Genomic DNA, 14,704 nt, shown 5'->3' on the forward strand with positions numbered 1-14,704 from the left:
GGGGTGTGGTTTTTGCCCATTTACCTGGGGCCCACGCTGGTCATGGTGCTGGGCTGGATCGTGCTGCGCAAGATGATCCGCATTGCCAAGGCGTACCGCATCACGTCGATTGCCGACTTTGTTGCCAGCCGCTACGGCAAGAGCCCGCTGCTGGCCGGGCTGGTGACCCTGATCGCGGTGGTGGGCATCGTGCCCTACATCGCGCTGCAGCTCAAGGCGGTGTCGGCGGGCTATGCCCTGCTGACGGTGCCCGGCGGCGTGGCCGACCCCGCACACTGGAGCCACGACAGCGCCTTTTACGTGGCCCTGGTGCTGGCCGGCTTTGCCATGGTGTTTGGTGCGAGGCACCTGGACACCACCGAGCGGCACGAGGGCATGGTGGCCGCCATCGCGTTTGAATCGGTGGTCAAGCTGGTGGCCTTCCTGATGGTCGGCTTCTTTGTGGTGTATGGCCTGTTCGATGGCTTGGGCGACCTGTTCGCCCGCGCGCAGGCGGTGCCGCAGTTGCAGCAGTTGCTGCGCCTGGAGCAGGGCGGGCAGTTTGCCTGGGCGCAGTGGTTCGGGTTGATGCTGCTGTCAATGTTCTCGGTGGTGTTTTTGCCCCGCCAGTTCCAGGTGATGGTGGTGGAGAACGTGCGCGAAGACCACCTGCGCCGCGCGGTCTGGGTGTTTCCGCTCTACATGCTGCTCATCAACCTGTTCGTGCTGCCCATTGCGCTGGGCGGCCTGCTGTATTTCGGGCCAGGGCAAGGCAATGCCGAGAATTTTGTGCTCTCGCTGCCGCTGGCGGCCGGGCAGCACGCGCTGGCGCTGTTTGCGTTTGTCGGGGGGCTGTCTGCGGCCACGGGCATGGTCATCGTGGAGACCGTGGCGGTCTCCACCATGGTCAGCAACGAGCTGGTGCTGCCCCTGCTGCTGCGCTGGCGCCACCTGCGCAGCGGCGGCGGGCAGGACTTCACGCGCCTTCTGCTGGGCATCCGGCGCGCCGCCATTTTGGGCGTGCTGGTGCTGGGCTATGTGTACTTTCACCTCGCGGGTGAGGCGTACGCGCTGGTCAGCATCGGGCTCATCAGCTTTGCTGCCGTGGCGCAGTTTGCACCCGTGGTGCTGGGCGGCATGTACTGGAAGGGCGGAACCCGCCTGGGCGCACTCGCGGGCCTGCTGGCGGGCTTTGTGATGTGGGCCTACACGCTCATGCTGCCCTCCATTGCCAAGTCGGGCTGGCTCGACATGGGCTTCATCGCACACGGGCCCTGGGGCATGGCCTGGCTGCGGCCCGAGCAGTTGCTTGGCCTGCAGGGGTTCGACGGCCTCACGCATTCGCTCTTCTGGAGCATGCTGGCCAATGTGGTGGCCTATGTCGGGGTGTCGCTGTGGCGCGCGCCTTCGGGCCGCGAGGCCAGCCAGGCCCTGTTGTTTGTCGATGTGCTGGAGCGTACGGCCACTTCGAGCCCCGTGTTCTGGCGCGGGCGGGCCAACACGCAAGACCTGCTGCGCCTGTGCGAGCGTTTTCTGGGCGGCGCCAAGGCGCAGGCGCTTTTTGACGGCTATGCGCAGCGCGTGGGCGTGCACCATGCCCACGCGCTGCGGCCCGACGCCCGGCTGGTGCAGTTTGTCGAAACCCAGCTGGCCGGTGCCGTGGGCAGTGCATCGGCCCGTGCGCTGGTGGCCTCGGTGGCCGAAGAAGAAACGCTCTCGCCCGAAGACGTGCTGCGCATTCTGGACGAGGCCTCGCAGATCCGCGCCTATTCGCGGGCGCTGGAGGGCAAGTCGCGCTCGCTGGAGCAGGCCACCGCCGAGCTGCGCGCCGCCAACGAGCAGTTGCAGAGCCTGGATCGGCTCAAGGACGACTTCATGTCGTCTGTGACGCACGAGCTGCGCACGCCGCTCACTTCCATCCGTGCGCTGGCCGAACTCATGCAGGACGACGCCGGCATGCCCGCCGCCCAGCGCCAGCAGTTCGTGGGCATCATCGTGGCCGAAACCGAGCGCCTGACACGCCTGGTGAACCAGGTGCTGGACATGGCCAAGATCGAGTCGGGTCATGCCGAATGGCATGTGGCGCCGGTGGACATGCGCGCCCTGGTGGAGCGTGCGGTGGCCACCACGGCTGAAGTGTTCCGCGAGCGCGCGGCCCAGGTGCAGGTGCAGTTGCCCGACGAGGCGCCCGTGCTGCAGGCCGACCCCGACCGCATTCTGCAGGTGCTGCTGAATCTGTTGTCCAACGCAGCCAAGTTTGTGCCCTCGCCCGGCGGGCAGGTGCAGGTGCGGCTGGCGTGCGATGCGCAGGGCATCACCGTTTGCGTGCAGGACAATGGCCCGGGCGTGCAACCGGGCCACGAGGCCATGATTTTTGATCGTTTTCACCAGACCGACCTGGGTGCCCAGGTGGCGCACGGAACAGGCCTGGGCCTGCCGATCAGCCGCCATATTGCAGAACATTTTGGTGGGCGGCTGTGGCTGGAACCCACCGCACAGCCGGGCGCCTGCTTTTGCTTCTGGCTACCCCGCCAGGCCCCCTCATCCGGAGACAAGAACCCATGACGCACAAGATCCTGATTGCCGACGACGAGCCCAACATCGTGATCTCGCTCGAATACCTGCTGCAGCGCGAAGGCTACGCCGTGCTGGTGGCCCGCGACGGGCAGGAGGCGCTGGACACCATCGCCCGTGAGCGGCCCGCGCTGGTGCTGCTCGACGTGATGATGCCGCACAAGACGGGCTTCGAGGTCTGCCAGGCCGTGCGCGCCGACGAGGCCCTGCAGGGCACCAAAATTCTCATGCTCACCGCCAAGGGCCGCGAGACCGACCTGGCCAAGGGCCTGGCCCTGGGCGCCAACGCTTACATGACCAAGCCGTTCTCCACGCGCGAACTGGTGCAGAAGGTGGCCGAGCTGCTCGGGGAGGCACCCGCATGAAAAAGATCGACCCCCGGCTGGTGCTGGCCGTGACCGCTGCAGGCCTGGTGATGGCGCTGTGGCTGGTGCTGATGTCCGTGATTGTCTGGTCCACACTCGATGCGCAGGAGCGCCTGGCGGTGGGCGAGGTGCTGGCGTCCCGCACCGTGCTGGTGGCCATGGGCTGGCTGCTGGGCCTGTTTCTGGTGGCGGGCACGCTGCATGTGCTGCACCGCCGCTATGTGGGCGACCCGCACCGCCTGCTGGAAAAAATCCGGGTGGTGGTGACGGCCACCACGCCCCAGCAGCTCACCCCCAGGGGCACCGCCGAAATGCAGGCCATGGCCCGCGCCGTGAACGAACTGGCGGCCCAGCGCGACCAGTTGCGCGGCGACATGGCCGCCCAGGTATCCCAGGCCAGCCACAGCGTGCAGCAAGAGAAGAACCGGCTCGCCGCCCTGATGGCTGAGCTGAACCAGAGCGTGGTGGTGTGCAACCGCGACGGGCGCATCCTGCTCTACAACCAGCGCGCGCGCCAGCAGTTCCGGCAGATATCGCAGGGGCCGGCGCTGGCGGCCGGGGCCGAGCTGATCGGCATTGGCCGGTCGATCTACGCCGTGTTCGACCAGCAGTTGCTGGCCCATGCGCTCGAACGCATTCACCAGGGCATGGCGCGGGGTGTAGCCAGCCCGTCGGCGCAGTTTGTCACCACCACGCAGGGTGGGCAGTTACTGCGCGTGCAGGTGGCGCCGGTGCGTGCGGCGGTGGCCGAGGGGGCCGACGAAGAAACGCTGGAGTCCGTGGTGAGCGGCTTTGTGCTGATGCTCGACAACGTGACGGCCAGCGTGGAGGAAGAATCTGCCCGCGACCAGCTCCTGCACGGCCTGACCGAAGGCAGCCGAGCGTCGCTGGCCAACATCCAGGCGGCGGTGGACATGCTGGGCTTTTCCGACCTGGAACCCGCCATGCGCGAGCGCTTTCTGGGCGTGGTGCGCGACGAGGTGGGCGCCATGGGGCGGCGCATCACCGACCTGGCGCAGCGCGCCACGCAGCGCCTCAAGACGCGCTGGCCCATGGAGGACATGCTGGGCGCCGACCTGGCCACCGCCGCCCAGCGCCGCATTGCCGCGCAGTGCGACCGGCCGGTAACGCTCGACGCGATCGACGGCAGCCTGTGGCTCAAGGTGGACAGCTACACCCTGCTGCAGGCACTGACCTATCTGGCGCACCGGCTGGTGGATGAGTTTGAGGTGCGCTTTTTGCAACTGCGGCTGCAGAGCACGGGCACGCATGCGCAGCTCGACCTGGTCTGGAGCGGCCAGGCCATGAGCAACGAAACGGTAATGAACTGGGAGATGGACGCCATGCGATTTGGCGCGGAACGCAGTCCCCTGACCGTGCGCGAAGTGGTCGAGCGCCACGGCGGCGAAATGTGGTTTGAGCGCGAGCGGGTGCGCCACCAGGCGTTCTTCCGCTTCATGCTGCCCCTGGCCAGCGTGCAGGGCGTGGTGGATGCCGCTTTGGGCGAGAGCGAATACAGCCGCCCCGAGTATTACGACTTCGATCTGTTCAAGCAGGCCGACCAGAGCAGCGCGCTGGACGACCGCCCGCTGTCCGAGCTGGCCTACACCGTGTTCGACACCGAAACCACGGGCCTGAATCCGGCCGGCGGCGACGCCATCATCCAGCTCGGTGCAGCCCGCATCGTCAATGGCAAGCTGCTGCGGCAGGAGTGCTTTGAACAGCTGGTGGACCCGGGGCGCGGCATCCCAGCGGCGTCCATCCCCATCCACGGCATCACCGACGACATGGTGGCGGGCAAGCCGCGCATCGGCGAGGTGCTGCCGGTGTTCCATGCGTTCACGCAAGACACGGTGCTGGTGGCGCACAACGCGGCGTTCGACATGCGCTTTCTGCAGCTGCAGGAGAAGGCCACGGGGGTGGTCTTTCACCAGCCTGTGCTCGACACGCTGCTGCTCTCGGCCGTGGTGCACCCGAACCAGGAGTCGCACCGGCTCGAAGCGATTGCGGAACGCTTCAACGTTACCGTGCTGGGGCGCCACACGGCCCTGGGCGATGCGCTGGTGACGGCCGAGATCTGGCTGCGGCTGATTCCGCTGCTGCAGGAGCAGGGCATCCATACGCTGCGCCAGGCGCGCGAGGCGGCGCAGAAGACGTATTACGCGCGGTTGAAATATTGAGTGTTTTTGGGGTTTTGCGCTTATGGGGTAAGCGCTGGCAGCTATTGTTTTTGTAGTTGATGGTGTGCTTTTGCGGAGGGCGGGAGCCGGGGTGTGCGCCCGGCGGCGCAGTAACTTTCTTTTGCTTCGCCAAAAGAAAGTCACCAAAGAAAAGGCGACCCTACTGTCTGCGACGGGTTTTTGGGGTCAGAGCCCCAATTCACCGAGCCTTCGGCTCGCCCGGAGGGTGCGGTGCTGCGCACCGCAGTGAAATGGGTGTCTGACCCCAATAACCCGCAACCTGCGGTGCTCGGTGCTGGCGGGGTCTCGCTCGAACTCGCGCCTGCGGCGCTCAGACAATCGCGAGCCCTGATCCGCCATCCCCTGCGCGCCGCAGGCGCAACCAGAAGGGGGGGTTGGCGCCCAACAACCACACGGGCCATCGCTGCGCTCGGCCTGGCGTGCCAGCGCGAGGCGCTTGCGCCCGCGAAGAAGGGCCGAGCGCAGCGATGGCCCGTGTGGTCTGCGGGTGTTCAACCCCTTGCTGGCTGCGCCTGCGGCGGGGTGCTTGCGGGGTGGCATGCGCGCCCCCGCGCGCATGCTTCGTGAACTGACTCGCCGCGTTTGTCCGAACGGAGCGCCGCAGGCGCGCAGTGAGTTATGCGGCGAACCCCGCAAGCGCCCCGCCCCAGGTTTGCCCCGTAGCGAAGCGCAGGGGTCGCAGACTGAGGGTCGCCTTTCTTTTGCTTACTTTTCTTTGGCGAAGCAAAGAAAAGTGAGTCGGCCGCCGGGGCGAGACCCGGCACTTGCCCCTCGCAAAAGCACAAAGTTAGCTATATAAAAATAGCTGCCAGCGCTTACCTCATAAGCGCCAGACCCCAAAAACACTCAATACCGCCCCGTCTGATACCGCTGCCCCAACACCCCCTGCAGCGTCTGCACCACCGAAAACGCCTCCTTGAGGTGGCTGCGCTCAAAGTTGGATAGCTCCTCCAGCGCCAGAAAATTGTCGGGCGCCTGCCCCTGCGCGATCTGACGCGCCTGGTGGTCGATGCGCAGCCGGGACAAAAACTCCAGCGCATCGCGCAGATCGCGTGCGCTTTGCGCACTCACCTCACCTGCCAGTGAAGCCACCTCCAGCCGGTCGTGCGTGTTGACCGCCGCAATGCCGCCCGCCAGCGCATACACCCGCGCCAGGTCCACGATGGGCACGATGCCGCTGTGCTTGAGGTCGATGGTGCCCGCGTTTTCGCCGCCACGGATGCGTGCGATGGTGCCAAACATGCCCAGCGGCGGGCGGTGCTTGAGCGCGTTGCCCACCATGTGCGCCAGAAAAAGGCTGTTGCCCCGCGTGCGCTGCAGCACCTCATTGCGCAGCGACTCCAGCAGCTCGGTCTTGCCGTGGATGGCGCGCAGGTCGAAGAACACGCAGGTCAGCATCAGTGCCATGGGCTCGGGCTTGTCCACCCACTGGTGAAAGTACTGTGCCCAGCGCGCGCGCGGCTGGCGCCACTTGTCGGTCATGGCCATCATCTCGCCCGGGCAGTGGATATAGCCGCAGGCCGCCAGGCCATCGCACACGAATCGCGAAAACGCACGAAAGTACTCGCCATGCAGTGCTTCGTCATACCGGTCGTCCAGCACCATGCAGTTGTCCTGGTCGGACCTGGCGGTCTGTTCGCTGCGGGCCTGGGAGCCGGCGGCCACCCACACATAGTCCACCGGCGGCGGGCCCAGCTTCACCTCGGCCAGGTGGATGAGACGGGTGGTCAGCGCGTCGGTGATGGTGGTGATGATGTGGCCCGTGCTGTAGGCGCTGGCGTCGGCGGCGGCCAGGTGTTGCTGCAGCGCCTTGATCTTGGTGCTGGCATGCGCCAGGCCCTCTACCGTGGTCTGTTTGTAAACATCGCCCGCCAGGTAAACAGCCGATGTGCTGTGTTGTTCCGCCAGGTCGGTGGCGGTGATCATGCCGACGATGCGCGCGCCGTCCATCACCGGCACATGGTGGATGTTGTGCCGCGCCATGAGCAGCAGGGCTTCAAAGGCGGGGCTTTGTGCCTGCAGTGTCATGGGCGCCAGGGTGGCGATGTCGGACACGGGCCGGTCAATATCCAGCCCCAGTGCGACCACGCGGTTGCGCAGATCGCGGTCTGTGACCAGGCCAAACAGATGGTGCTGCTCGACCAGCAGCACCGACGACACGCGCAGATCGCGCATTTGCAGCGCAGCGGCGCGGATGCTGGTGTCGGGTGGCAGCGTGATCGGCTCGCGCTTGATGAGCGCGCGCACGGGCGTGCCCAGCAGGTTCAGGTGCACGCCCGCGCCGGGTGCCTGCGCCGCAGCTGGAGGCTGCCCTACGCCGGGCAGTGACGGAAAGAAATACGCGAGGGCGCCATGGTCGCGGCACAGTGCGGTCACGGTGTCGGGGGCCAGCCAGGCGATGTGGCTGTCGGCCGCAGCAGTGGCCTGCCAGGTGGTGAGGTGTTGCGCCGGGGTGGCGCCAAAGCCGAACATGTCTCCGGGCTGCAGGTGCACGGCCATGTCCAGGTCGGGGTCGTGCAGGTCTACCGCGCCGCTCACGATGAGCCCGGTGCGGCTGTGCAGGCGGCCCTGGGGCAGCAGCGTGGTGCCCACATCCGATGCCTCCAGCCGCCACTGCGGCGCCAGTGTGTCCAGCGTGGCCGCGTCCAGTTGACTCCATACACGGTGGCTGGCCAGCGCCGCCTGAAGGGTGGCGAGGGTGTGAGGGGCAGGGTTCATGGCGGGCGGGACCAGGCAACAGGGAGTGCCATTGTTGCAGCGGTGGTGCGGCGTGGGGGCAGGGTTGTTACTGGCTTTGACGTTGGTCAACCGGTCGGGCGAACCTGGCCAGTGCGGTGGTGGGGGTGTTTGCCTTAGCATGCGCTCAGCAGCGGGGCATCAAGCAAGTGCCACGGGTCCCACCGGCTCGCGATGTCGCGCTGTGCCATCTGGACGCTGGCGCGTTGCCAAAGCGTGCCGGCGTTCGCGCATCCGCGCGGCCCTTGAGCAACAACAGAACCCTATTTTTTTGCGACTTTTGCAGACCATGCCAACGCCTCCACCCTCTGCACCCACGGTTGTATGGTTGCACCCCGAGGCGCCCGCCAAGCCCGTTGAGGGGGCGCCGTGCAACGGCTGTGGCCTGTGTTGCCTGGCGGAGCCTTGCCCGTTGGGTGTGCTGGTTTCGCGGCGGCGCGCGGGGGCCTGCCTGGCCTTGCGCTGGAGCGACGCCGACGGGCGCTACCTGTGCGGAATGGTGGTCGATCCGGGCGGTGTTACCGGCTGGACGCATCCTTGGGCTGTGCGCTGGCTGGGGCAGCTGGCCCGGCGCTGGATCGCTGCGGGGGCAGGGTGTGATGCCGATGTGCTGGCACACCAGCCTCCAAAATGAGGCTGTGTGCCGGGTGAGTTGCGGCGCTCAGCGCGCCAGGGTCGCCCACGCCTGTGTCAGGCGCTGCACCAGATCCTGCGGGCGTCGCACCAGCGCATAGCCCTGGCTGCCAAACAGCATCGGCAGGTAATCGTGGGCTTCGTGATCAATCGTGACGCAAAACGGTGTCAGGCCCGCATCGCGTGCCTCCTGAATGGCATGGCGGGTGTCTTCCAGGCCGTAGCGACCTTCGTAAATGTCCAGGTCGTTTGGCTTGCCGTCGGTCAGCACCAAAAGCAGCCGCTGGCGCTCGGGTCGCGCACCCAGGCGGCGGGTGGCATCGCGCAGCGCAGCACCCATGCGGGTATAGAAGCCCGGTTTGAGTGCACCGACGCGAGAGCGTACGGTGTCGTTCCAGCGTTCACCAAACCCCTTGATGTGCTGGATGCGCACATGCTGGCGCCGTACCGAGCTGAAGCCGAGCACTTCAAACGCGTCGCCGGTGGCCGAGAGGGCCTCGCCAAACACGTAGAGCGCGTCGCGGATCACATCGATGACGCGGGCATTGGACGTGGCGTAGGCGTCCGTCGAGAGCGACAAATCGGCCAGCAAGAGCGTGGCCAGGCTGCGCTCGCCGCGCTGGCGCCGGATGTAGACCGGCGGTGAGTCGGTATGTTGCACACCCCCCTGGGATTCGGTCTGAAAACGGACCCAGGCGTCGATGTCGAATTCGTCTCCTGTGGTCTGGCCGTTTTGCCAGCGTGGCGCAGCGCGCAGCACCTCCAGACGGCGGCGCACACGCCGTGCGGTGGCGCGCAGCGCCTGGGGCGCAATGTAGGGCGTGCCTGGCCGGGCGACCGAGCACTGCACCGAGCAGTGATCGGGTTGCAGCACGTTGCGGCGCCAGTCCCATTCGGGGGTTTTGCGGCCAGGGCCCAGCGGCAGGTCGTCGGCCGAGGCGCTGGGCAGATCAAGGTCGAACTTGATGCGTGAGGCCGTGGTCTGGTCGCCGCGCGCCAGCGACAAGGTGTCCATATCGTTGGCAGCCGCCGTGGCGTTGGGATCGACCTCGTCGTCGGTGCCGCGGTCCAGGCGGATCAGCTCGCTCCAGCTCATCAAGGCCTCGGTCTTTGACGCCACCAGCAAGGGGTTGCGAACCTCCTTGTGCTCGACGCGGCGTGAACGGCGGCGTTGCTTGCTTTCTTCACCAGGCGGGCCATCTGGGCGCTCGCCAGCGCCATCGCCGCTCTGCCCGGCAGTGCCTGAAGGGCCTTGGCCTACACCCGCTGTCAGCCACAGCCACACGGGTGCCACCTGGGCGGGCGCCACGAAGAGAGGGCCGTGGTCATCGCCACGCAGTGCGGCTTGCACCGCAGCCTCCCAGGGGATGGACTCGGCGCGCAGGCTGGTCAGGCTGGGGCGCTGTGCAAGGTGGGCCTGCGTGAGGCGCTGGTGGCGCCCGCGCATCCCTGCAAAACGCTGCAACGCCCGCGCCGTGGCGGCGCGGTTGTCGGCGATCCAGTCGCCCGTGGGTTCAAACACTGCAGCCAGTGCCGCCAGCCACAGGTACAACTCGTGGTTGAGCTCGCGCTCGTCAAAAACTGCCACCTGGGCGGGCAGGGCCAGCGTTTCCCAGTCGAGCACCGGCAGGGGCACGCGGATGCCACTGCCGGCCAGGCGCTGAAGCCAGCCACGGGGCCCGCCATGGCGGCTGTCGGCCACCGGCGCCACGCGCACAGCGGCGTCGCCTCCGCCAGCGCGGTACAGCAAGGCGATGCTGCGGCGCATCTCTTCCAGGGTGACCTGCACATGGGCGCGGTCTGGTTCTGCGACGCGCGTGACGGCGCGGTGCCACCACTGGCCAATCCACTCTTCCATCAGCGCTGCTCCTCGCGGCGTTGACGCATGGTTTCGCGCACAGCGTCCAGACCCACCTTCCACTCCAGCGTGGGTGTGCGGCCCTGGTCGGTTTGGGTGGTGTCACAGGCGGCCAGGCACTGGCCGCACTGTACGCAGGCAAACATCATGCGTTTGATGTTGCGCGGGTTCAGGCGCATGGGGCAGGCGTTGTCGCAGGCGCTGCCTCGGGGGGCGTCGCAGGTCTTGCATTCGCGCGCCCGCTCGCGGGTGAAGGAGACCACCATGCCCTTGGGGTTGGCCATCCAGGCAAGGCTCTGGAACAGGCCAACGGCACAGCCGTAGCGGCAAAACAGGTGCCGCGCGAGTGTGAACTCCAGCGTGAAGACCAGCGTGCCCACCACCAGAAAGCGCGTCTGGTTGGGGGTGAGGGTGCCGTTTACCAGATTGCCCCAGATCATGGCGGGGGGGAGCAGGTAGGTCAGCAGCGTGATGGCCCAGGCAAAGCCAAAAACCAGGCAGGCCACCAGGAACACGGGCCACCAGCGCTTGTCGGCCGAGCGGCCGGGACGTGGCGTGGGCGATTTGTCCCACACGCTGAGCTTGCCAGTGGCGCGGTGAAGCAGGTCGTTGAGGGTTTCGACCAGCGAAAAATGGGGGCACAACCAGCCGCAATAGAGCCGGCCAAAGTGGTAGGCCACGGCGAGAAAACCGACGACGAGGGTCAACACCGGCAAAATGCCGCGCCACACGATGGACCACGCGGTTTGCATTGCCGAGGCTTCGCCGCGAATGAAGGCCTCTATGCCCAGAGACCAACGAAAGCCAAGCACCCACAGCTGTGCCTCGGTGAGGTCAAAGCGCAGCAGGTTGAGTGCGGGGGCGAGCAGAAATACAGCAAAAAAGACCGCTTGAAACCAGCGGCGGCGGCGCTGCAGTTGTGCGGTGGCGGGCAGCGCCACCGGGGCGCTGTCGCCTAATGTGCTGGCCGCGGTGGCTGCGCTGGAGCAGCTGGGAGCCGAGGCACAGCCAGAACAATCAGTCTTCATCACCCACAATCGCGCGCACAACTTCATCGAGCGCCTGGATGGTCTCGGTGTCGTCGGTCAACGCGTCCACTACGGCAGCGCGGCAGGCGTCGCGCAAGGGCAGACCCGATGCCACCAGGCGTGCAGCCATCACGAGAAGGCGGGTGCTGGCGGTTTCTTCCAGGTCGTGGTCGGTCAGGCGGCGCAGCGCCTGTGCCAGTTGCACCAGACGGGCTGCCAGAGCGGGGGAGGCATGGCCTTCGCGCTCCAGAATGGCGCGTTCAACGGCCGGGGCGGGGTAACCCAGCGTCAGTGCGGTAAAGCGCTGGCGCGTGCTCGGCTTGAGGCCCTTGAGCAGATTCTGGTAGCCGGGGTTATAGGAGATGACGAGCATGAACTCGGGCGGCGCTTTGAGCAGCTCGCCTGTGCGTTCAATCGGCAGGAGACGCCGGTCGTCGGCAAGCGGGTGCAGAACCACCGTGGTGTCCTTGCGCGCTTCGACCACCTCGTCGAGATACAAAATGGCGCCTTCCCGTACGGCCCGCGTGAGCGGCCCGTCGGTCCAGACGGTGTTGCCTTGACCAATCAGGTGGCGACCGACCAGGTCGGCAGCGCTGAGATCGTCGTGGCAGGAAACGGTAATCAGGGGGCGCGACAGGCGCGCCGCCATGTGTTCGACAAAACGGGTCTTGCCGCAGCCAGTGGGGCCTTTGATCAGCAGCGGAAGCTGCTGGGCAAAGCAATGCTCAAAGAGCGCTCGTTCGCCCCCCTGTTCTGCATAGAACGGCGCCCCACCTGCGGGCCGCACGCCCGGGCCGGTGCTGGCGCCCGAGGCCGACGAAACCGTAGTATGGGCGTGTTCCATGGTCAGGCTCGCTGCATGCGGCTACCGGGAATGGCAGCCACTTCCTGCTCGTCTTTTGCAGGACCGATGAAGAAGCTCGACAGATAGGTCAGCAGGCCGATCAGGAACATCACACCACCAGCCACACGTGTCCAGTAGAAGAACACCAACTGGTCTTGCGTGGCCATGAAGGACATCGCGGTGCCGTCGGTCGGCATGCGCTGCAGCCACACTTGAAGGATACCGGCGCCGCTGAGGGCCAGAACCATCACGGCCATGCCGATGCTCATGATCCAGAAGCTCCACATTTCGACGCGTTGAGCGCGCATGGGGTTGGCTTCGCGGCCACGCATCAGGGGCATGGAGTAGCTGATGATGGCCAGCACCACCAGCACATAGGCGCCGTAGAAAGCCAGGTGGCCGTGGGCCGCCGTAACTTGCGAGCCGTGCGTGTAGAAGTTAACCCAGCTCAGCGTGTGGATGAAGCCCCAGACGCCAGCACCCAGGAAGGCGATGACGGCGGTGCCCACAGCCCAGAGCACAGCGGCCTGGTTGGGGTGTTCACGGCGGCGGCGCTGCACCATGTTGAAAGCAAACAGCGTCATCATGAAGAATGGAATGGGCTCCAGTGCGGAGAACACGCCACCCACCCAGTGCCAGTAACCCGGCAGACCGATGAAGTAGAAGTGGTGGCCAGTGCCCAGAATGCCCGAGATCAGCGCGAAGGCGACGATCATGTACATCCACTTGTCGATCACTTCACGGTCCACACCGGTCGTCTTGATCAGCACAAAGGCCAGCAGGGACGCCATGATCAGCTCCCACGTACCTTCCACCCACAGGTGCACCACGAACCACCAGTACATCTTGTCGCGCACCAGGTTGCTGGGGTTGACGAAGCTGAACAGGAACAGCAGCGCCAGGCCCCACAGACCGAGCAGCAGCACCAGGGTGATGGCGGTCTTGCGACCCTTCAGCACGGTCATGCTGATGTTGAAGAGAAAGCCCAGTGCCACCACCACAATGCCGATTTTGGTAGGCAAGGGTTGCTCCAGGAACTCGCGCCCCATGGTGGCCAACAGGTCGTTACCTGTCATCTCGGCCAGCGTGGCATAGGGCACCAGCAGGTAACCGAGGATGGTCAGGGCTCCGGCGGCCAGGAAGATCCAGAACAGCACCTTGGCGAGCAGCGGGCTGTAAAGCTCGGTTTCGCTCTCTTCGGGCACCATGAAATAGGCGGCGCCCATGAATCCGAACAACAGCCACACGATCAGCAGGTTGGTGTGAACCATGCGGGCGATGTTGAAGGGAATGGCCGGGAACATCAGGTCGCCGATCACGTATTGCAGGCCGAGCGTCAGACCGAAAATGATCTGGCCGGTGAACAGTCCTAGCGCCGCGATGAAGTACAGCTTGGCGACAGACTGCGATTGGTATTTAAGGGTTGCGGGTTGCATTTTTGTATCCTTGGATGTGAGGTCTCAGTGCACTGAGATGCTTACCCTTCGATATTGGGTGGCCACTTTTCGGCATCGATGCCATTGGTCCAGCGCAGGAACTCGACCAGATCATCAAGCTGTGCTTCGGTGAAGTTGAACTGCGGCATCTGGCGGCGGCCCGGCGTGTGCGTGGGCATGGCCTTGATCCAGCCCTTGATGAAATCAGGGCCACGACGCGCATAGACGTTGCCCAACTCAGGCGCGAAATAGGCACCCTCGCCCAGCAGTGTATGGCAGCCGATGCAGTTGCGCGTCTCCCATAAATGCTTTCCACGGACTACGGACTCCGTGATTTCGCCCGCTTTGGATCGCTCGGGAATTTTGGTTTCGGTGTGAAAAATTAGGCTCGCAAACACAAGCACGAAAAAAACCGTGCCTCCGTAGAAAATGTTGCGCGCCATCTGGCTCGTGAAGCCTTGACTCATGGTGTACCTCATGCAGTGATGAGCCCGCATCGTAATGACTTAGCGGGTCAAATGGTTGATTAGAATCAATAAGATTCATTCGGTATGAATCTTACATTGAACTTGTGCCTTCTGGGCACTTTGCGGCGACAGAATATGAGCCTGGAGTTGCTTGCCTGCAACCCCTGGTTGCAAAAGGCTGCGAATTATCAGTCAGGATGATCCCTATGCACGGTCCCGTACCCACTTATTTGTCGTCTTCGAGCAACGAATCGCAGCCAGTAGAGGGTTTGGTGGACGACACACGCTTTCCCCCGCATGTTCAGGATGCCACCCCCAGGCTCCCAGGTGACCTGGGGGTCTGGCTGATCATTTTGTTGGAGTTGCTGACCTTTGCCATCCTCTTTGTGTCATTTGCGTTTGCCCGCACGCGGGAGGTGGAACTGTTCAACGCCTCGCAGGCCACGCTCAACCTGAATGCCGGCGCGCTCAACACCGTGCTGTTGATCTCCGGCAGTTGGTGCGTGGCCTGCGCGGTGTCTGCAGTGCGGCGCAATGCATCCATGGTGGGGGCGCGCTGGTTACTGGGGGCTTTGGCCTGCGG

General features: G+C 65.3%; 10 protein-coding genes and 1 pseudogene. 5 read left to right on the plus strand and 6 right to left on the minus strand.

From position 1 onward, the window contains the following. The 3 genes from DTW89_RS16040 to DTW89_RS16050 all read left to right on the plus strand — a co-directional run. Nucleotides 1-2,544 (plus strand): sensor histidine kinase (locus DTW89_RS16040; RefSeq protein WP_114656667.1); only part of this gene is annotated, 2,544 nt, incomplete at its 5' end. After that, a complete protein-coding gene (locus DTW89_RS16045; protein WP_024814044.1) occupies nucleotides 2,541-2,918 on the plus strand; it encodes a response regulator transcription factor in 378 nt (125 codons plus the stop codon). The genes DTW89_RS16040 and DTW89_RS16045, both read left to right, overlap by 4 nt. Next, nucleotides 2,915-5,098: a 3'-5' exonuclease gene (locus tag DTW89_RS16050; RefSeq protein WP_114656668.1), complete on the plus strand. Its 2,184-nt coding sequence runs from the start codon at nucleotides 2,915-2,917 to the stop codon at nucleotides 5,096-5,098. Before DTW89_RS16045 ends, DTW89_RS16050 begins: the two co-directional genes overlap by 4 nt. Before the next feature lie 867 nt (nucleotides 5,099-5,965). Here the strand turns inward: DTW89_RS16050 and DTW89_RS16055 are convergent. Further along, complete coding sequence (locus DTW89_RS16055) at nucleotides 5,966-7,837, minus strand: putative nucleotidyltransferase substrate binding domain-containing protein (protein WP_114656669.1); 1,872 nt, start codon at nucleotides 7,835-7,837, stop codon at nucleotides 5,966-5,968. 307 nt (nucleotides 7,838-8,144) lie between these two features. Between DTW89_RS16055 and DTW89_RS16060 the strand changes: the two genes are divergently transcribed. Then, nucleotides 8,145-8,489: a hypothetical protein gene (locus DTW89_RS16060; RefSeq protein WP_114656675.1), complete on the plus strand. Its 345-nt coding sequence runs from the start codon at nucleotides 8,145-8,147 to the stop codon at nucleotides 8,487-8,489. A gap of 27 nt (nucleotides 8,490-8,516) precedes the next feature. Here the strand turns inward: DTW89_RS16060 and DTW89_RS16065 are convergent, their stop codons facing one another. The 5 genes from DTW89_RS16065 to DTW89_RS16085 form a co-directional block, all read right to left on the minus strand. Then, nucleotides 8,517-10,346: a nitric oxide reductase activation protein NorD gene (locus tag DTW89_RS16065; RefSeq protein ID WP_114656670.1), complete on the minus strand. Its 1,830-nt coding sequence runs from the start codon at nucleotides 10,344-10,346 to the stop codon at nucleotides 8,517-8,519. Further along, the gene (locus DTW89_RS16070; protein ID WP_236637171.1) at nucleotides 10,346-11,287 is read right to left on the minus strand and encodes a 4Fe-4S binding protein; all 942 of its coding nucleotides are present in this window, start codon (nucleotides 11,285-11,287) and stop codon (nucleotides 10,346-10,348) included. The genes DTW89_RS16065 and DTW89_RS16070 overlap by 1 nt, the downstream gene beginning before the upstream one ends. A 76-nt stretch (nucleotides 11,288-11,363) precedes the next feature. Further along, complete coding sequence (locus DTW89_RS16075) at nucleotides 11,364-12,218, minus strand: CbbQ/NirQ/NorQ/GpvN family protein (protein WP_114656672.1); 855 nt, start codon at nucleotides 12,216-12,218, stop codon at nucleotides 11,364-11,366. Between the two features lie 2 nt (nucleotides 12,219-12,220). Beyond that, nucleotides 12,221-13,654, minus strand: a complete 1,434-nt coding sequence (locus DTW89_RS16080; protein ID WP_114656673.1) for a cbb3-type cytochrome c oxidase subunit I — start codon at nucleotides 13,652-13,654, stop codon at nucleotides 12,221-12,223. A 41-nt stretch (nucleotides 13,655-13,695) separates the two neighbouring features. Continuing rightward, nucleotides 13,696-14,121: a c-type cytochrome gene (locus DTW89_RS16085; RefSeq protein ID WP_114656674.1), complete on the minus strand. Its 426-nt coding sequence runs from the start codon at nucleotides 14,119-14,121 to the stop codon at nucleotides 13,696-13,698. Nucleotides 14,122-14,327: 206 nt separating this feature from the next. Here DTW89_RS16085 and DTW89_RS16090 point away from each other — a divergent pair. Further along, nucleotides 14,328-14,704 (plus strand): annotated as a pseudogene (locus DTW89_RS16090) (hypothetical protein); the annotation flags it as partial.

Origin of the sequence: Acidovorax sp. BoFeN1 (genome assembly GCF_003345135.1) — a bacterium.
GTDB classification, from domain to species: Bacteria; Pseudomonadota; Gammaproteobacteria; order Burkholderiales; family Burkholderiaceae_C; genus Acidovorax; species Acidovorax defluvii.

Excerpts from the sequence above, each read along its gene's own strand:
- DTW89_RS16065 (WP_114656670.1), bottom strand. The coding sequence starts at position 10,346 with ATGGAAGAGTGGATTGGCCAGTGGTGGCACCGCGCCGTCACGCGCGTC.
- DTW89_RS16080 (WP_114656673.1), bottom strand. The coding sequence starts at position 13,654 with ATGCAACCCGCAACCCTTAAATACCAATCGCAGTCTGTCGCCAAGCTG.
- DTW89_RS16060 (WP_114656675.1), top strand. The coding sequence starts at position 8,145 with ATGCCAACGCCTCCACCCTCTGCACCCACGGTTGTATGGTTGCACCCC.
- DTW89_RS16075 (WP_114656672.1), bottom strand. The coding sequence starts at position 12,218 with ATGGAACACGCCCATACTACGGTTTCGTCGGCCTCGGGCGCCAGCACC.
- DTW89_RS16085 (WP_114656674.1), bottom strand. The coding sequence starts at position 14,121 with ATGAGTCAAGGCTTCACGAGCCAGATGGCGCGCAACATTTTCTACGGA.
- DTW89_RS16045 (WP_024814044.1), top strand. The coding sequence starts at position 2,541 with ATGACGCACAAGATCCTGATTGCCGACGACGAGCCCAACATCGTGATC.
- DTW89_RS16055 (WP_114656669.1), bottom strand. The coding sequence starts at position 7,837 with ATGAACCCTGCCCCTCACACCCTCGCCACCCTTCAGGCGGCGCTGGCC.
- DTW89_RS16050 (WP_114656668.1), top strand. The coding sequence starts at position 2,915 with ATGAAAAAGATCGACCCCCGGCTGGTGCTGGCCGTGACCGCTGCAGGC.